We start from the raw sequence: 16,121 nt of genomic DNA, 5'->3' as shown, positions 1-16,121 counted from the left end.
TCATGCTTCTTCATGCTTCTGCCCCTTTTATGCCGCAGAGCATGTCTATATTGTGCCCGATTGGAAATAGAGGCCGGGTGGTGGCTTCTTTCCCGTGACGTCAACTTATGAGGTTTATCATGATTCAACGGCGGATTTTCACGCCGATCGCTGTTCTCACCGCATTGATCGCTCTTGCTTTCGGCTCGGTTACGGCCTCTGCGCAAGAAGGTCTCGGTGCCGGCGCCGGTACGGGCGCGGCGGCGCCCCAGGTTGAAAAATTCGGCAATTGGGCGGGGCGGTGCCAGCAGATGGGCCTCAATGACGGCAGCACCCGCAAGGTGTGCAATGTCTATGTGGACATTCGCGCGGAAGAAGACCCGGAAACGCGGATCATTTCCGTAGCCATCGGCCCGAACGTCAAGGATGGCGGTTTCGGCGCGATCGCCTTGACGCCGCTCGGCACATTGCTGCCGCAGGGCGTCGGCTTCAAGGTCGATGAGAACAAGGAATTCGGCGCGCCTTTCGTCATCTGCCATGGCGGCGGCTGCGAAGCGCATATGGCGCTTTCAACCGATGTCATTTCGCAGATGCGGGCAGGCAATACGATGCAGGTTGCCTTCGTGCACGCCCAGCGCGGCCCGGTAAAAGTGCCGGTCAGCCTGTCGGGTATTTCGGCTGCCTTCGATTGGCTCGGTAAACAGTAAGCGTCTTGGTTTGGGAAAAGTCCTCGCACCTTACCGGTGCGAGGCTTTTGCCGAACAATAGGCCAGTACACCGGCAAAGAGCACAAAGCCGCCCAGAACGATGGCAAGATAAAGCGTATCGGCGTCGGTCATTTTATTGTCCTTTCAGCGCGTTCCCCAGAAGGGAATTTAAAGCGCTGGCGAAAAGGCGGGGCATTGATCTTCATCAATGAAAAAACCTGACACCAGACCCCGAATCGGCCCGCTCATTGATGAAAACGGGAAGGTGAAGAAGGGGCTCTTCGGCGCACCCATCGGCCCCATCCATTACCGCGGCTACAGGCTCAAATCACCGCTCGGCGCGCTCCTGCCGGAAGAGCGGCGCGAGAGCGACTTCAAGGGCTTTCAGTTTCTAGGCGCCGTCTCGGCCCGTTTTGCGCTGGGCTGCGCGGTGACTTATTCCGCCGCGCTCAAATCCGCCTTTCTTTATATTTTCGACTTTTCAGAAAACCGCTTCGTGCTGGAGCGCCGCTTCGGCGCGCGCCAGGGCGATGAGTGCCGCTTCGCCCTCGATCCGGATGCGGGCGAGAGCCTTTTCCGCTTCGGCGAAAACCGCATCGTGATGTGCGCCGAAAAGGAAACACTGTCGAAAAAACTGGACGTCTGCCTCGATGACGGCACGGCGATCTCGCTTTCCTTCAGCGAAAGCAAACCGGGGTTCGAGACCTTGCGCCTTTGTACGCAAACGGGGGCGGCCGGCTGGACTTATGCGCAAAAGGTTGCAGGCGTTACAGCCGAAGGGGAGGCCTCCGGTCCCTTCGGGCGCTATGATTTTGCCGCGCTCGGTGCCTGCGCGCATCATGATTATACGGCAGGGTTCTTGCGCCCGGAGACCTATTGGAACTGGGCCTGTTTTTCCGGCCGCGCGGCAAATGGCGCGCTGCTCGGCCTCAACGTCTCGAACGGCGTCAACGAGACAGGCCAAACGGAAAATTGTTTCTGGGTGAATGGCGCGATGGTGAAATGCGATCATGCGATGATCGATTTCGACGACGAGAATCTCGAAGCGCCCTGGCGGATCTCTTCCCAGGACGGCAAAGTCGATCTGACGTTCACACCGGCGGGCGGTTATCACGCGACCGGCGAGAGCGAGAAAATCGCCAGCAATTTCCACCAGATGTTCGGTTTCTTCAAAGGCGTGCTGAAAGACGGAGATGGAAAAGCATTTGATATCGCAGCCATGCCCGGTTTCACCGAAACGCAGTATCTGCGCTGGTGACGGGGCACGGCTGATCAGTCACCCCGGCGCGGTGCCACCAGGATGCGCAGCCAGTTGAGGAACGTATTCTCGCGCAAAAGATAGCGCTGCAGCTGGTCCATATCGCGGGCAAGCTTTTCCGGATTATGGAAGAGTTCCTCGCGCTTGCGGAACTCGCGGGTCATGTCCAACTCGCGCACGGGCTTTGCCGGATTGCCGACGGCAATGACATTGGCCGGAATATCCGTCATCACCACGGAGCCTGCGCCGATAATGCTGTTCTCGCCGATCGTCACACCCTTGCCGACGATAGTGCGCACGCCGAGCCAGACATTGTCTTTGAGAACGACCGGCGCATATTTTTCATGCTCCGCCGTGCGGTCATAGGTGTCGTGCCAATCTGAATCGGAGATATAGCAGCCGCTCGCCAGCATCGTGTTGGAGCCGATGGTAATGCCGACGGACGAGACGATCTGATTGGAAGGCGAGATCAGCACATTGTCGCCGATCTCGATGCGGCCCTGGCGTGTGCCCGTATCCCATGTGGAAAGGCGTACCATGTGGCCGCGCGCCGAGCGGATATGTAGATTCTTTCCAGCCGTCACGTTGGGGCCCCAGACTTCGATGGTCCAGGGGTATGAAGCGTCTAGCCCAGGTCCGATGTCCGCGAAATGAGGGGCGAGATAATGCCGCGTGTAAAAACGTTCTAACCCGTCTCTGATGCGGCGGACCGGGTAGGGGCGGCGATCTTTACGCAGTGTCGTTGGTCCTTATGCCCGGCGGTGATGGCGTGCCGTCAATGTGCAATATCCGAGCGCAGCTGGTAAACACCGTTTTCCAGCGACCCGAAAAAATGCCGGACCTCCGGATGCCGGATCGGGCGGCCCGTCTCATCTTCCAAAAGGTTCTGCTCGGAAACATAGGCGACATATTCCGTCTCCTCGTTCTCCGCCAGAAGATGATAAAAGGGCTGGTCCTTGCGGGGGCGCACTTCGGCGGGAATGGACTGCCACCATTCCTCGGTATTGTTGAAAGTGGGATCGACATCGAACACCACGCCCCGGAACGGATAGAACCGGTGGCGCACGACCTGGCCGATCTGAAACTTTGCATCACGCTTTAACATCAGCCGCTCAACCTGCGGTTACAGAACAATTTTTATCCCTTATTGTTACCCGCGCCCCGCATATTCGGCAAGCATTGCCGGACACCGCGGGCCCTCAGGTCAAGCATTCGCCCAGTCCGGCATCAGATTTGCCAAATCCCGGCAACCGATGAGGTGGATGCCTTCCTCCTCAATCGTTTCCGCAACGCCGCCAGAGAGGAAAATCTCATAATCGGCGACCCGTGAGCGCCAATCCGAGCAGATCGCCCGCAGCTCCGGCGTATCCTGGCTCGGATGCAAAATGAAATAGCTCAAATGCCCCGGTTTCATAGTCCGGAAAACGGCACGGGTCTTCTCCAACCTGTCTTCCTCCTCCGCAAGCGGAACATTCAGGATCCGGTCGAGCAGCGGCACACCGAGTTTTTCCAGCCGCTGGCTCTGTTTGAAAAGCACCGCCGCGCTTTCCGCGTCATAGCCGCCTTTCAGCCATTGGGCTTCTTCCAGCCGGAGCGTAAAAGGCGGAATACCGGCGGCCAGCGCCGTCTCGGCAAAGCCTTCGTAGAATTTCGCATGCATAACGGAGCCCATATGCGTGTCCATATGGGTAGGGGAAATACCGGCGGCACGGGCACGGGCAATCTGCGCGGCAAGCTCGGCTCGCACGGCGGGCGGGCGCCCTTTTGCGGCCAGCGCCTCGCAGGTCTTGTGCAGTCCCCCTTCCTCATCCAGAAGGCCGGTGCCTGCATCCCTCGTGCTCAGCGGGCCCCAGCGGAAGGTCGGCCATTCACAGGTCAAAGTTGCGTGAACGCCCATATCCGCTTCCGGGTTCGCCCGGCAATAAGCGGCGATTTCCCCGAACCAAGGGCAGGGCACCATGGCCGCCCCAGCGGTGATGCGGCCTGCCTCCCAAAGGTCGATAAAGGCGGAAACCGAGGCCTGACACATGCCGATATCGTCCGTATGGATGATGGCGACACGGTCATTTTCGCCGAATCCCAGTTTCTCCAGAACCGGATTTGGACCCCACATGCTTTCCTCCCCGCATTTCCCGTTGTTTTACCGCAGCCTAGCCGATTGGCCCCGAAAGGAAAGGCGTGAGCCGCCGTGCGGAAAGTGAACGCCCAGAGGTTGCCTTTTACGGCCTTAGTCTCAATATGTACGCCATTCAAATTCGAACCGGGCGGCCTCGGGCCGCCTCATCACATTTCAAAGGACCTTCATGAGCGGATCACTCGACAAACTTTTCAGCCCTTTCACCTTTAACGGCCTGACGGTTCCGAACCGCATTGCCATGGCGCCGATGACGCGCCAGTTCTCACCGGGCGAAACGCCGGGCGAAGATGTCGCCACCTATTACCGCCGCCGCGCGGAAGGGGGAACGGGCCTCATCATCACGGAAGGCACGACCGTTGCCGATCCCGTCGCCACCATGGCGGAAAATGTACCCGCCTTTCACGGAGAGGCGCTGAAAGGCTGGAAGCGCGTTGTGGAGGAAGTCCATGATGCAGGCGGGCTCATCGCACCGCAGCTTTGGCACGTCGGCACGATGCGCGATCCGGGCAAAGCCCCGCGTTCCGAGTTGCCGAGCGCCGGGCCTTCCGGCCTCTTCAAACCGGGCAAAAAAGTTTCCGAGCCAATGTCGAAAGAGCATATCCAGAGCGTCGTCGACGCGTTCGGCCGCGCGGCGGCAGACGCGCGCGAGCTCGGCTTCGATGCGATCGAGCTGCACGGCGCCCATGGCTATCTCATCGACCAGTTCTTCTGGGCCGGCACGAATGAGCGTGACGATGAATATGGCGGCGAGCAGGCAGCTCAGCGCACGAAATTCGCCGTCGATATCATCAATGCAGTGCGCCGCGAGGTGGGCCACGACTATCCGCTCATCCTGCGCTTCTCGCAGTGGAAACAGCAGGACTTCGAACACAAGATCGCGCCGACCCCGGATGAGCTGGCCGCCTTCCTCAAGCCGCTCTCCGATGCCGGTGTCGACATGTTCCATTGCTCGACCCGCCGCTTCTGGGAACCGGAATTCGAAGGCTCCGATCTCAACCTTGCCGGCTGGACGAAGAAACTGACCGGCAAACCCACCATGACCGTGGGCAGCGTCGGGTTGTCGGGGGAATTCATCGGCGCCTTCATGGGCGAATCTTCCGAGCCGACCAGCATCGACAAATTGCTCGACCGGCTGGAAAAGGACGAGTTCGACATGGTGGCCGTTGGCCGCGCTCTGCTGGTCGATCCGGAATGGCCGAACAAGATCCGCGAAGGCCGCTCGAAAGACCTCGTGCCCTTCACCAAGGAAGCGCTGGCGGCGCTTGCCTAACCCCTAGCCGATAGGCGACATTAGCCATGCCCCGCCGGTGCTTACCGCTCGGCGGGGCATTGTTTTATTACGCCTGAGGACATTAGGGACAAACGGGTGGCGAAACGTTCAGAAGGGGCCAACGCGGCCGGGGCCCGCTCGGTATTAATTTATTCCGGCCAGGACCAGATCGGCGACGGCATTATCAAATTGCCGTTCCTGCATGCCTGCCGGGCCCGTTTTCCGGGCGCGCACATCACCTGGCTCTCCGGCCTCGGCAAGACCGTTTATGCCGGGCTTTTGAAAGATGCCGCCACGCCTTTCGTTGATGAAGTGATCGAATGCGCCGGGGTCGGCAAATCGCCCGGCGAATTGCTGCTGCCGCGCGCCATTGTCCGCAACCGCCATTTCGACGTCATCATCGATACGCAGCGCCTTGTCCTGCGCACACTCATCCTGAAACGGCTCTCGCACCGGCATTTCGTCTCGGGCACAGCCGGGTTCATGTTCTCCGATACCCGCCCGGAGAAGGGAAACGGTTCACCGCGCTCGTTCTCCGCTTATCTAATGCAGCTGCTCGACCTTGCCGCGCCGCCTGCCGTTCCCGACCCGGCTTTTGCCATGCCGCTTGCCGAGCGCGTGCATGAGGCAGCTATCGCGCTCCTCCCGGAAGGACCGTCCTATATCGGCTTTTCGCCGGGGGCGGGGGATAAGAGCAAATGCTGGCCGCTCGATAATTTCATCGCGCTTGCCCGCAAGCAGAAAGACGCAGGGCGCGTGCCCGTGTTCTTTCTGGGGCCGGATGAAAAAGACTGGCTCGCACCGCTTGCCTCCGCTGTGCCTGACGCGCTCTTTCCCGAATGGAACCGGCGCGACCCTTATGGCGATGTAAAAGGCCCGCTGCTCGTCATGGCGCTGGCCGCGCGGCTAAAGGCGGCGGTCGCCAATGATTCCGGCACGGGACACATGCTTGCGGTGGGCGGTGCGCCGCTCGTTTCTATCTTCGCCAAGCACGATCCGAAGAAATATGCGCCCGGCGCACGGCTGCTGGAAGTCGTCGATGCAAAAGATTACGGCGGCGTGGACGCATCGCTCGTGCCCATCGCCGCCGTTGAAGAGGCTTTAAACCGGCTGCTTGTCCGCGCCGGCTGATCAGAAGCCGTAGGCTTTCGCCAGCTCCGGGTCTTTTTCCGCCACCATCTTGGCAAGATCGACGATCACCTTAGCCTGTTTCCAGGTCGCATCGTCCTGCATCTTGCCGTCGATCATGACGGCGCCCGTGCCGTCCGGCATCGCGTCCAGAATCTTTTTGGCAAAGAGCACTTCGTTTACTTCCGGGCTGAAGACGCGCTTTGCAATGTCGATCTGCGAGGGATGGAGCGACCACGCCCCGGAGCAGCCCATCAGGAAGGCATTGCGGAACTGCGCTTCGCAGGCCCGCTCGTCGCCGAAATCGCCGAAGGGGCCATAGAAGGCACGCAGGCCGTTGGCGACACAGGCATCCACCATGCGCGCCACGGTGTAGTGCCAAAGGTCCTGCTGATAGAAGGGCCGCTCACTCTGGCCTTCCTCGGCATCCGCCAGCACGCCGTAATAAGGATGACCGCCGCCCACACGCGTCGTTTTCATCCCGCGGGAGGCGGCAAGGTCCGCCGGGCCGAGGCTCATGCCATGCATGCGCGGGGAGGCTGCGGCAATCTCGTTCACGTTCTTCACCCCTTGCGCGGTTTCCAGAATGGCGTGAATGAGAATGGGCTTCTTGATGCCGTTCTTCGCTTCCAGCTGCGCGAGAAGCTGATCGAGATAATGAATATCCCAGTCGCCCTCGACCTTGGGCAGCATAATGACATCGAGCTTGTCGCCGACGGCGCTGACGATCTCGGTAATATCGTCAAGCACCCAGGGGCTATTCAGGGCGTTGATCCGCGTCCAAAGACCCGTCTGGCCGAAATCATTGGCTTTGACGACTTCGATGAACCCGGCCCGCGCCGCTTCCTTCGCCTCGGCGGGAATGGCGTCTTCCAGATTGCCCAAGATCACATCCACCTTGGAAATCAGGTCCGGCACCTTGGCGCGCATCTTCTCGTTTTGCGGCGGGAAAAAATGAATCATCCGCTCCGTGCGCACGGGAAGCTCCCGGAAAGGCGCGGGCGCGCCGATGGCGAGGGGTTTGTAAAATTGGCTGGGAAGTTTCATCGGTCCTGCCATTGGTGTGAAAACGGGAGTGATTTGGCGCGCAGTCTAACGGCAGCGGGCGGCCTCCGCCAGCCCTGCCATAACAACCTTGTCAGCCCTTGTTCTGACCCAGTTTTTCGAGCTCGGCCTGCATGGCCGCGCCGAATTCCGGCAAGTCCGTCACCCGGTGCTCGCCGCGCGCATAGGCTTTGGCGTTTTCAAAATAGAAGGCGGCATTCATGATATTGGCCGCTCCATTGTCCCGCGTCTTGATCACTTTGGCTGGCGCACCCGCGACGATAGAATTGTCGGGAATTTCCGTTCCCTCCGTCAGAATGGAATGCCCGGCAATGATGCAGTTCTTGCCGATTTTCACCCCGTCCATCAGCGTCGAGTTGATGCCGATGAGGCAATTGTCGCCGATCTCCGCCCCATGCACCGTGACATGGTGAGTGATCGAACAATTATCGCCAATGATCGTCTGCGTCGTATTGCCGACATGGATCATGACGAAGTCCTGAATATTCGTGCGCTTGCCGATCCGCACTTCATGCATTTCCGAGCGGATGACGACATAGGGCCAAAGCGAGGCGCCTTCACTGATCGTCACCTTGCCATAGACAAGCGCCGTCTCGTGAATGAAAGCGGGATCGTTGAGCGTGACGCCGGGGCCAAATCGGGACATTGCGTTTCCTCTTATCTGCTTATCTTTTTTACTGGCGCCTGCCAGCCGTTCTTGCGGAAGACATCGAAAGAGCCTGCCGCCAGAAGGCAGAAGAAAGCGGCGAGCGAGGCGGCGGCCATCAGCAGGAAGGCCGGTTGATAGCCGCCTGCCTTTTCATAGATGAAGCCAATCATTGCAGGGCCGGAGGCAACGCCGAGCGTCATGGCAAACTGGCTCCAGGAAAAAAGCCGCCCATAGGCTTTGAGCCCGAAAGCCTCGGCCACGATGAGCGGCTGCATCATCAGCAAATTGCCGACGGAGGTGCCGAATAAAAGCGCGACGGCAAAGAGCGCCGCCTCGCTTTGCGCAAAAGCGTAAAAAACCAAAGCGCTTCCCTGCACGAGCGTCAGCGCGAGAACGAAGGGCCGGGCGGGAAGACGCGTGAGCACTTGCCCGCCAATGAGGCGCCCGGCAATGCTGGAGCCTGCCATCAGCGCCACGGCAAGGGAGGCGGTATCATCGCTGCCCGTGCGCGTGGCAACGAGGCGGAAGAGATGCGCGATCGTGCCGACCTGCGCCATCATGGCAAAGACGAAGGCCGCGACCATGAAAAGAAAGAGCCGTGAGCGCACCGCCGCGCCGAAATCCGCGCCTTCCGCCGCCGCTTCCGGCAGCGCGTTGCCTTTTTCATCCCGGCTTACCGCCGCCCCGTCCGGCCGAAGCCCCATGGAGGCAGGCGAGGGGCGGAAGACAAGAAGAGACACGGGCACGATGCCGATAAAGAAAATCAAGGCGAGCCACTGCGCCGCCCAGCCGATGCCGCCAATATCGATGAGCTTGGCGGAAAGCGGGGTGAGCAGAATGCCGCCGACGGAAAGCCCGGTGGAGGCATAAGAAAGCGCGATGGAGCGTTTTTCGTTGAACCAGCGCGCCACCAGCGTCGTGCAGGGCAAAAGCGCGCAGGCTGCATAACCCGCGCCAAAGAGAATGTGGAAAGCATAAAGCTGCCAGAGCTCTTCTACCCAGCGCACGCCGAACATGGCGGCAGAGGCGATGACGGCGCCCGCCAGGACCGACCAGCGCGGATCGTGCTTTTCGATATAGGCGCCGACGACAAGGCCTGTAAGGCCCGATGAAATGAAAAAGCTCGCGGTCGCAGCCGATGTCACCGAAACCGCAAAATCCCGCTCGGCCACAAAGGCTTTCAGATAAACGCCGAGATTGTAAAACCCCAGCCCCGCCGACACGGTCATGACGACAAAGGCCGCGGCCACAATGTACCAGCCATAGAAAAGGGGCGCCCGTTTCCCCGGCACCTCGTCCCGCAACTCCGACATTGGCCTGCTCGTTCAAGATTTCTATTGATCCTGTCATAGCAGACATGTCTTCTTTGCCCTAGAGCAGAGCCAATTATGAAAATGGGCTTGCACAAAAGAGCCAATCTGAATGGCCAAACAACAGGAGCGCGCAGTGAAATTCTATAATTCGATCGGCCCCAATCCCCGGGTCGTCAAAATGTATATGGCCGAACGCGGCATCGAGGTGCCGTTCGAGGAAGTGGACATTATGGGCGCGGCGAACCGCGCCGAACCTTACCTGCAAAAGAACCCGGCCGGGCAGCTGCCTTGCCTCGAGCTCGATGACGGCACGGTGCTCGCGGAAGTGACGGCCATTTGCGAATATCTCGATGAGAAGGAAGGCCAGTCCGGCCTTATCGGCAAAACGCCGGAAGAGCGTGCCGAAACGCGCATGTGGACACGCCGTGTCGATCTTGGCATTTGCGAGCCGCTGGCGAACGGCTTCCGTTTTTCCGAAGGCCTTGAGATGTTCAAGAACCGGATGCGCTGCCTGCCGGAAGCGGCAGACGGGCTGAAAGCCATTGCCCAGGACAAACTCGCCTGGCTCGATGGGCAGCTTCAAGGCAAAGAGTATCTTGCCGGGAGCCGCATGAGCCTTGCCGATATTCTGCTCTTCTGTTTCCTCGATTTCGGTGTGGCGGTCGGACAGCCGCTCAAGCCGGAAAACAAGAATGTGCTTGCCTGGTATGAGCGCATGAAGGAACGCGACAGCGCCAAGGCGACGGCCTGACCTCGGCTACCGGTAGAGATGAAGATGAGACGCCGGCCCCGCGCCGGCGTTTTTCTTTGCCAGTGTTTTCCTTTGACAGTCTTTTTCTTTGACAGGGGGCCGCAGCTTTTTAAGCTGCGCGCTGGAGGAGCCTCATGCACGAAAAGATCGAGCAGATAGAAGGGCCGGGCGGCCAGATCGAAACCTTTACCGTCTGGCCGGAAGACGGCAAACGCCATCCGCCCGTCATTCTTTACATGGACGCGCCGGGCATCCGCGAGGAGCTTTACGGCTTTTGCCGCCGCATTGCCGCGCAAGGCTATTACGTGCTCCTGCCGGACCTTTATTACCGGCTGGGGCGCAAACGCTTCCCGACCCCCATTCCGAACGATGATGTGCGCAAAGAAGTGTTCGATGCCATGTATTCGCTCAACAATGGGCTGGTGATGGAAGACACCCGCGCGCTGCTCGATTTTCTCGATACGAATGTAAACGCCGCGTTCGGGCCTGCCGGCTGCATCGGCTATTGCATGAGCGGGCAATATGTCGTCTCCGCGGCGGGCACGTTTCCCGACCGCTTTGCCGCCGCTGCCTCGCTTTATGGCGTTGGCATCGTCACGGATAAGGAAGACTCGCCCCATTTGCTCAGCCCCCACATCAAAGCGGAACTCTATTTCGGTTTTGCCGAAACCGATGCCTGGGTGCCGGACAACGTCATTCCTGATTTGAAAGAGGCCCTGGAGAAAAACAACGTGCCTTACCGGCTCGACATCTGGCCCGGCACGGAGCACGGCTTCTGCTTTCCCGAACGCCCGCTTTACAAGGCCGATGCGGCGGAAGCGGTTTGGGAAAAAGTCTTCGATCTTTACCGGCGCCGTTTGCCGCAGCCTGAAGGAACCGATACGTGAGCGATAGCGAGCTGCGCCCGGAAGATCAGACATGGGAATCTCCGGCCGCCGTCACCCTCGGCAAGAAAGTCATTTCGGTTGAGCCTGGCCGGGTGAAAGCTTCTTATTATGCAGGCGAAAACTTCATCAACCGGGGCGGGCGCATCTATGGCGGTTTTATTGCCGCCATGCTGGACGGGCTGTGCGGCCATGCGGTGCGCAGCACCCATGAGGTGCCGGGTACACCGCAGGTCACGCTGGAAATGAAAACCAGTTTTCTAGGCGCAGCCGGGATCGGCGAGCTTCACGGCGAAGGCTGGGTGCGCCATAGGGGTAAATCCATCGCCTTTGCCGAGGCCGAGCTTTTCACGCCCGAGGGCACGCTCGTGGCGCGGGCAAGTGCCACATTCAAAATCGGCAAGTAGTTTTCAAGGCGGCAAAGCGGCGGCGACGCTGCGGCATTTGCGCGAGCTTTGCCACTCGCCTAATCTGCCGCCAACAGCCATTTCAATAGGGTGGAGACAAAGATGAGCGACCGCGTTTCGCTGAAAATCGAAGAGGGTGTGGCCGATATCCGGCTCGTGCGTTCGGACAAGATGAATGCGCTCGACCCGGCCATGTTTCAGGCCTTGCTGGAGACGGGTGAAAAGCTGAAAAGCGATCCTTCCGTGCGCGTCGCCGTCATCTCGGGCGAAGGCCGGGCCTTTTGCGCCGGGCTCGACATGGGCAATTTCGCCAAGATGAAAGACGGCGGTAGCGGCAAGGGTTCGAACCCGGCGGCAGGCAGCGGGGAAGGACGGCTTGAAAAGCGCACCCAGGGCATCGCCAATGACGCGCAATATGCCGCCTGGATCTGGCGCGAGGTGCCGGTGCCCGTGATCGCAGCCGTGCACGGCGTCGCCTTTGGCGGCGGCTTTCAGGTCATGCTCGGCGCGGATATCCGCTATGTCGCGCCGGACACGAAACTTTCCGTCATGGAAGTCAAATGGGGCCTCGTGCCCGACATGGCAGGTTCCCAGCTCATGCGCCATCTTGCCCGTGAAGATATTATCCGCGAGCTGAGCTATACGGGCCGCATCTTCTCAGGCGAGGAAGCTTTCAACTATGGTTTCGCCACGCGTGTGACGAAAGACCCGCTTGCCGAAGCGCTGGCAACGGCAAAGGAAATCGCCGGCAAGAGCCCGGATGCCATCCGCGCCATGAAGCGGATTTACAATGCCGCGCCTTATGCGACGGCGGCGGACGGGCTGTTGATGGAATCCATCGAACAGGACAAACTGATCGGCTCGCCGAACCAGATCGAATCCATCATGTCGAACCTGGAAAAGCGCCCCGCGAAATTCAAAGACGCCGGCTGAAACCGGACCCTACTGAAAAAGAAAAGGGAGAGGCCGGGCCTCTCCCCCTTTTTTCGTTTCGCCCTCTTTGAAGATCAGGCGGCAGCTTGCGGGCCGCGCAGCAATTTGCCGGGCAGGGTGCCCGTCGGCTTGCCGTCTTCCATCACAATCTCGCCCTTGACGATGGTCGCCACATAACCTTCCGCGCCCTGGAAAAGGCGGCGGCCCGAGGCCGGCAGGTCGAACACCATTTCCGGCGGCGGGCAGCTCAGGTTATCAAAATCGATGACATTGATATCCGCCCGCATGCCCGGCGCAATGACGCCCCGGTCGAAGAGCGCATATTGCTCGGCCGTATCTTTCGTCTGAATACGCACGATCTGTTCGAGCGGCAGGCGGCGCCCGCGCTTTCTGTCCCGCACCCAGTGGGTCAGCATGAAGGTCGGTGTCGCCCCGTCGCAGATCGCGCCGCAATGGGCGCCCGCATCCGCCAGGCTGAGCCCCGTCTGCGGATGTTCGAGCAGTTCCTCGATGGCGGAAAAATCATTATCCGAATAGCCGAAAAGCGGGAAGTACAACAGCGCCTCACCGCCATTCATCATCATCGCATCGTAAGCGATTTCCTTGGCGCTCTTGCCCTCGCGCGCCGCGATCGCCGCAATGGAATCTTCCTGGGCCGGTTCGTAATTTTCCTCGACGCCCATCGGATACATCTTGTGGAAGGAGCCGGTGACGAAATTTCCGAAATCCCCGAGATTGGGATTGCTGTCCGCCAGAATGGCGGCTTTCACCGCCGGGTCTTTCAGCTTTTCGATCCGCTCCTTGATCGGCAGCTTGGCGAGCTTTGCGTATTCGCGGTGCGCGATGAAGGGATGAACCGACGTCTGCCAGCCCATCAGGATGCCGACCGGGCGGCCCGAATGCTGGCCGCGCAGATTGGTCACGCCTTCTGCGCGCGCCTTGTCCAGCATCTTTAAAAGCTTCTTGTAAAGGTCGGGACGCTCGTCGATCTGCTGCAGGTTGAAGGTCACTGTGCGGCCCGTCTTGCGCGCCATTTCCAGCATCCACTCGAATTCCTGATCCATGTCGCGGTGTGTCGCCGAAATCTGGAAGACGCCAGTCCCGGCTTTCTCCAGCGCGCCGCCGATCGCAAAAAGCTCGTCCTTGGCCGCGAAGGTGCCGGGTACCGGATTGCCTTCCAGCGTATTGTGCAAATCCGTGCGCGAGGTGGAAAAGCCGAGCGCGCCCGCCTTGATCGCCTCATAGGTGAGCTTGCTCATCTTTTCTATGTCTTCGGCGGTCGCAAATTCATTATCGACGCCGCGCTTGCCCATCACATAAACGCGCAGCGCGCAGTGGGGCATCTGCACGCCCACATCCATGGTGAAGCGGCGTTTGTCGAGCGCGTCCATATATTCGGGAAAGGTCTCCCATTCCCATTTGATGCCTTCATGCATGGCAACGCCAGGAATGTCCTCCACCGCTTCCATGAGGTCGATGAGATCGTCCCGCTGCTCCGGCTTCACCGGCGCAAAGCCGACGCCGCAATTGCCCATGACGACGGTGGTCACGCCGTGGAGAGAGGAGGGGGTGAGATAAGGATCCCAGGTCGCCTGCGCGTCGTAATGCGTGTGAATGTCGACGAAGCCCGGCGTCACCAAAAGCCCGCCGGCATCGATCTCGCGCGTGGCTGTGCCTGCGACCTGACCCACGGCGGCGATCTTGCCGTCCTTCACCGCAATGTCGCCGGTAAAGGCGGGCGCGCCCGTTCCATCGACAATCTTGCCGCCTTTGATGATCAGATCGTAATCCGCCACAGCTCTCTCCCTTGGCCATCCGTCTTTTTGTTGGCGGGCATTCTACACAAAAATTGCGCAAAGGAAGCCCGCTCTTCCGCAGCGAAAAGCAGTGCGCGCGGACTTGACGCTTTTTCAAGGCGCGCGCCATACTCACCCTGTCGAAAAAGTCAGGCCGGTCTGGTTGATCCGTCCCGTTGATCTGGTTGAGCAACTCGTTCTTTCCGGACAATGCACTGGCGCTCGAAGGCGTGCCTTCGTTCAGTCCCGCGGCATTGCCGCTGGCCGCTCGGGCCGGCGGGGATGGAGCGTGGAAATTTCCTCCCCATTCCTGCTGCCCGGCGCGCCCAGTTCAACCGGGCGTCTTACGCCCCAGTTAAACGGGACTTAGAAGACACATGAAACAAGCACTGACACTTATCACCCTTGCGGTGGAAGACCTTCCCCGCGCGCTCGCCTTTTACCGGGACGGGCTTGGCTGGACGCCGGGTTTCACCGCCGGCAATATCGCCTTCTTTCAAATGAACGGTGTCGCTTTCGCGCTGTTCAAACAGGATGAGATGGCAAAGGAACTTGGCCGTGACATCGCCGCGCGGCGCGGCGGCATTGCGCTCGCGCACAACGTCGAAAGCCCGGAGGCGGTCGATGCGCTCTTAAGCGAGATCCGCAAACTTGAGGGCGGCGCCATTCTCAGTGAGCCCGTAAAACGGGAGTGGGGCGGCTATTCAGGCTATTTCGAAGATCCGGACGGCCATGCCTGGGAAGTTGCCTGGAACCCATACTGGACGCTGTCCCCGGAAGGCTTCGTGACGATTTAGCAAACCACCGGAAGCGCTCTTAGGTAAAGGGCGCTTCCGCTTCTTCTCAAGTTGCCAGAAACCCGGCCCATATCTGCGCGCTCAAATAAAGCCCCAGTCCGAAAACGAGATGCGTGGACAGGCTCTTGAGCCGGGCAAGCCAAGGCTTCGGGGTTCGCGCGGCGGCAATGCCGAGCCCGAAGGCCGGTTGCAGAATGAAGTAGGGCGCGGCCACCGTTACAAGTCCCATGGCCAGTGCCGGGGCAAGGGCAGGGGCCGCCAGATAGGACCGCCCAGCGGCAGCAAGAAACAGCGCGGCGAAGACAATCCCGATCAGATAATGCGCGGCCCAGCCGAGCGTTCTTTCGCCTTTCACCGGCGCCGCGCGGGCAATCGCCTCATGGCGCGCCCGGCCTTGGGGCAGATGACCGATCCACCGCCCGAGCAGGGCATAGTCCAGCACACTTATCCTCAAGATGTGTTTTTGAACGAGGCCCCACACATCCATGCACAAGGTCGCGCCCGCGCCCAGAGCCAATGCGCCCCAAATGAATTCCCAGAACGGCGCCATGACATCTCTCCCGGCTTGTTTTCAGATCAACCGGAAGGCACCTTACGAGTTCAAGTGAACTTGAGGTCAAGCATGAAAGATCCCGATATCGGCGCTGTCGCGCGCGAAACCGGCCTGGCGACTTCCACGCTGCGCTATTATGAGGAAATCGGTCTCATCACTTCGAGCGGGCGAAAGGGATTGCGGCGGCTTTTCGATCCCGGGATTTACGAGCGGCTCGCACTGATTTCACTTGGACGCAACGCCGGCTTTTCACTGAAGGAAATCGGCGCCATGTTCGCCCAAGACGGCAACCCGCGCATCGACCGGGCCCAACTGCATGACAAGGCCGACGAGCTCGACCGGTTGATCCGGCGGCTGCGCGCGATGCGGGACGGACTGCGCCACGCCGCCGAGTGTCCCGCACCCAGCCATCTGGAATGCCCGACCTTCCAGCGTCTTCTCAAAGCCGCCAGCGCGGACGCAAAAAGGGGAAAGTCAAAACGGAAATAGGGGAA

Annotated in this window: 18 protein-coding genes; 10 read left to right on the top strand and 8 right to left on the bottom strand. The window is 60.0% G+C overall.

Annotated features, from left to right (window positions below; all coding sequences use genetic code 11):
• Positions 1-119: 119 nt before the first annotated feature.
• Together M2A_RS02180 and M2A_RS02175 are read left to right on the top strand one after the other, a co-directional pair.
• Entirely contained in the window at positions 120-686 is a 567-nt protein-coding gene (locus M2A_RS02180; RefSeq protein WP_045442462.1) for an invasion associated locus B family protein, read from the top strand.
• 208 nt (positions 687-894) lie between these two features.
• On the top strand, positions 895-1,944 hold the full coding sequence (locus M2A_RS02175) for a DUF2804 domain-containing protein (protein WP_052379138.1): 1,050 nt from the start codon (positions 895-897) through the stop codon (positions 1,942-1,944).
• A 14-nt stretch (positions 1,945-1,958) separates the two neighbouring features.
• On the opposite strand, the gene M2A_RS02170 is transcribed toward M2A_RS02175, so the two are convergent.
• The 3 genes from M2A_RS02170 to M2A_RS02160 form a co-directional block, all read right to left on the bottom strand.
• Entirely contained in the window at positions 1,959-2,528 is a 570-nt protein-coding gene (locus tag M2A_RS02170; protein ID WP_147446275.1) for an acyltransferase, read from the bottom strand.
• Positions 2,529-2,719: 191 nt separating this feature from the next.
• Positions 2,720-3,049 carry a heat shock protein HspQ gene (hspQ, locus tag M2A_RS02165; protein ID WP_045442458.1) on the bottom strand — a complete coding sequence of 110 codons (330 nt, stop codon included), beginning with the start codon at positions 3,047-3,049 and terminating at the stop codon, positions 2,720-2,722.
• Positions 3,050-3,148: 99 nt separating this feature from the next.
• Positions 3,149-4,057 carry a polysaccharide deacetylase family protein gene (locus M2A_RS02160; RefSeq protein ID WP_045442456.1) on the bottom strand — a complete coding sequence of 303 codons (909 nt, stop codon included), beginning with the start codon at positions 4,055-4,057 and terminating at the stop codon, positions 3,149-3,151.
• A 190-nt stretch (positions 4,058-4,247) separates the two neighbouring features.
• Between M2A_RS02160 and M2A_RS02155 the strand changes: the two genes are divergently transcribed.
• Positions 4,248-5,351: an NADH:flavin oxidoreductase gene (locus tag M2A_RS02155; RefSeq protein WP_045442455.1), complete on the top strand. Its 1,104-nt coding sequence runs from the start codon at positions 4,248-4,250 to the stop codon at positions 5,349-5,351.
• 96 nt (positions 5,352-5,447) lie between these two features.
• Entirely contained in the window at positions 5,448-6,482 is a 1,035-nt protein-coding gene (locus M2A_RS02150) for a glycosyltransferase family 9 protein (RefSeq protein WP_045442454.1), read from the top strand.
• Here M2A_RS02150 and M2A_RS02145 read toward each other — a convergent pair whose 3' ends face one another.
• The 3 genes from M2A_RS02145 to M2A_RS02135 form a co-directional block, all read right to left on the bottom strand.
• On the bottom strand, positions 6,483-7,526 hold the full coding sequence (locus M2A_RS02145; protein WP_045442452.1) for an HpcH/HpaI aldolase/citrate lyase family protein: 1,044 nt from the start codon (positions 7,524-7,526) through the stop codon (positions 6,483-6,485).
• Positions 7,527-7,617: 91 nt separating this feature from the next.
• On the bottom strand, positions 7,618-8,190 hold the full coding sequence (locus tag M2A_RS02140) for a gamma carbonic anhydrase family protein (protein ID WP_045442450.1): 573 nt from the start codon (positions 8,188-8,190) through the stop codon (positions 7,618-7,620).
• An 11-nt stretch (positions 8,191-8,201) separates the two neighbouring features.
• Entirely contained in the window at positions 8,202-9,506 is a 1,305-nt protein-coding gene (locus M2A_RS02135) for an MFS transporter (protein ID WP_045442447.1), read from the bottom strand.
• 109 nt (positions 9,507-9,615) lie between these two features.
• Between M2A_RS02135 and M2A_RS02130 the strand changes: the two genes are divergently transcribed.
• The 4 genes from M2A_RS02130 (at position 9,616) to M2A_RS02115 (ending at position 12,481) form a co-directional block, all read left to right on the top strand.
• Positions 9,616-10,257 carry a glutathione S-transferase family protein gene (locus M2A_RS02130; RefSeq protein WP_244444360.1) on the top strand — a complete coding sequence of 214 codons (642 nt, stop codon included), beginning with the start codon at positions 9,616-9,618 and terminating at the stop codon, positions 10,255-10,257.
• A gap of 134 nt (positions 10,258-10,391) precedes the next feature.
• Positions 10,392-11,144 carry a dienelactone hydrolase family protein gene (locus M2A_RS02125; RefSeq protein ID WP_045442445.1) on the top strand — a complete coding sequence of 251 codons (753 nt, stop codon included), beginning with the start codon at positions 10,392-10,394 and terminating at the stop codon, positions 11,142-11,144.
• Entirely contained in the window at positions 11,141-11,548 is a 408-nt protein-coding gene (locus M2A_RS02120) for a PaaI family thioesterase (protein ID WP_045442442.1), read from the top strand. The genes M2A_RS02125 and M2A_RS02120 overlap by 4 nt, the downstream gene beginning before the upstream one ends.
• Positions 11,549-11,650: 102 nt before the next feature.
• A complete protein-coding gene (locus M2A_RS02115) occupies positions 11,651-12,481 on the top strand; it encodes a crotonase/enoyl-CoA hydratase family protein (RefSeq protein WP_045442440.1) in 831 nt (276 codons plus the stop codon).
• Between the two features lie 74 nt (positions 12,482-12,555).
• Here the strand turns inward: M2A_RS02115 and M2A_RS02110 are convergent, their stop codons facing one another.
• Complete coding sequence (locus M2A_RS02110) at positions 12,556-14,277, bottom strand: N-acyl-D-amino-acid deacylase family protein (RefSeq protein WP_045442438.1); 1,722 nt, start codon at positions 14,275-14,277, stop codon at positions 12,556-12,558.
• A 377-nt stretch (positions 14,278-14,654) separates the two neighbouring features.
• On the opposite strand from M2A_RS02110, the gene M2A_RS02105 reads away from it, so the two are divergent.
• Positions 14,655-15,074, top strand: a complete 420-nt coding sequence (locus M2A_RS02105) for a VOC family protein (RefSeq protein ID WP_045442437.1) — start codon at positions 14,655-14,657, stop codon at positions 15,072-15,074.
• Positions 15,075-15,120: 46 nt separating this feature from the next.
• Here M2A_RS02105 and M2A_RS02100 read toward each other — a convergent pair whose 3' ends face one another.
• On the bottom strand, positions 15,121-15,624 hold the full coding sequence (locus tag M2A_RS02100; RefSeq protein ID WP_045442436.1) for a DUF2938 family protein: 504 nt from the start codon (positions 15,622-15,624) through the stop codon (positions 15,121-15,123).
• Between the two features lie 72 nt (positions 15,625-15,696).
• Between M2A_RS02100 and M2A_RS02095 the strand changes: the two genes are divergently transcribed.
• Entirely contained in the window at positions 15,697-16,116 is a 420-nt protein-coding gene (locus M2A_RS02095) for a helix-turn-helix domain-containing protein (protein ID WP_045442434.1), read from the top strand.
• The last annotated feature ends 5 nt before the right edge of the window (positions 16,117-16,121 follow it).

The organism is Tepidicaulis marinus, from assembly GCF_000739695.1.
Taxonomy (GTDB): domain Bacteria; phylum Pseudomonadota; class Alphaproteobacteria; order Parvibaculales; family Parvibaculaceae; genus Tepidicaulis; species Tepidicaulis marinus.
Note: the sequence above shows the minus strand (reverse complement) of the source record. Positions and strands in the feature narration are given on the sequence as shown.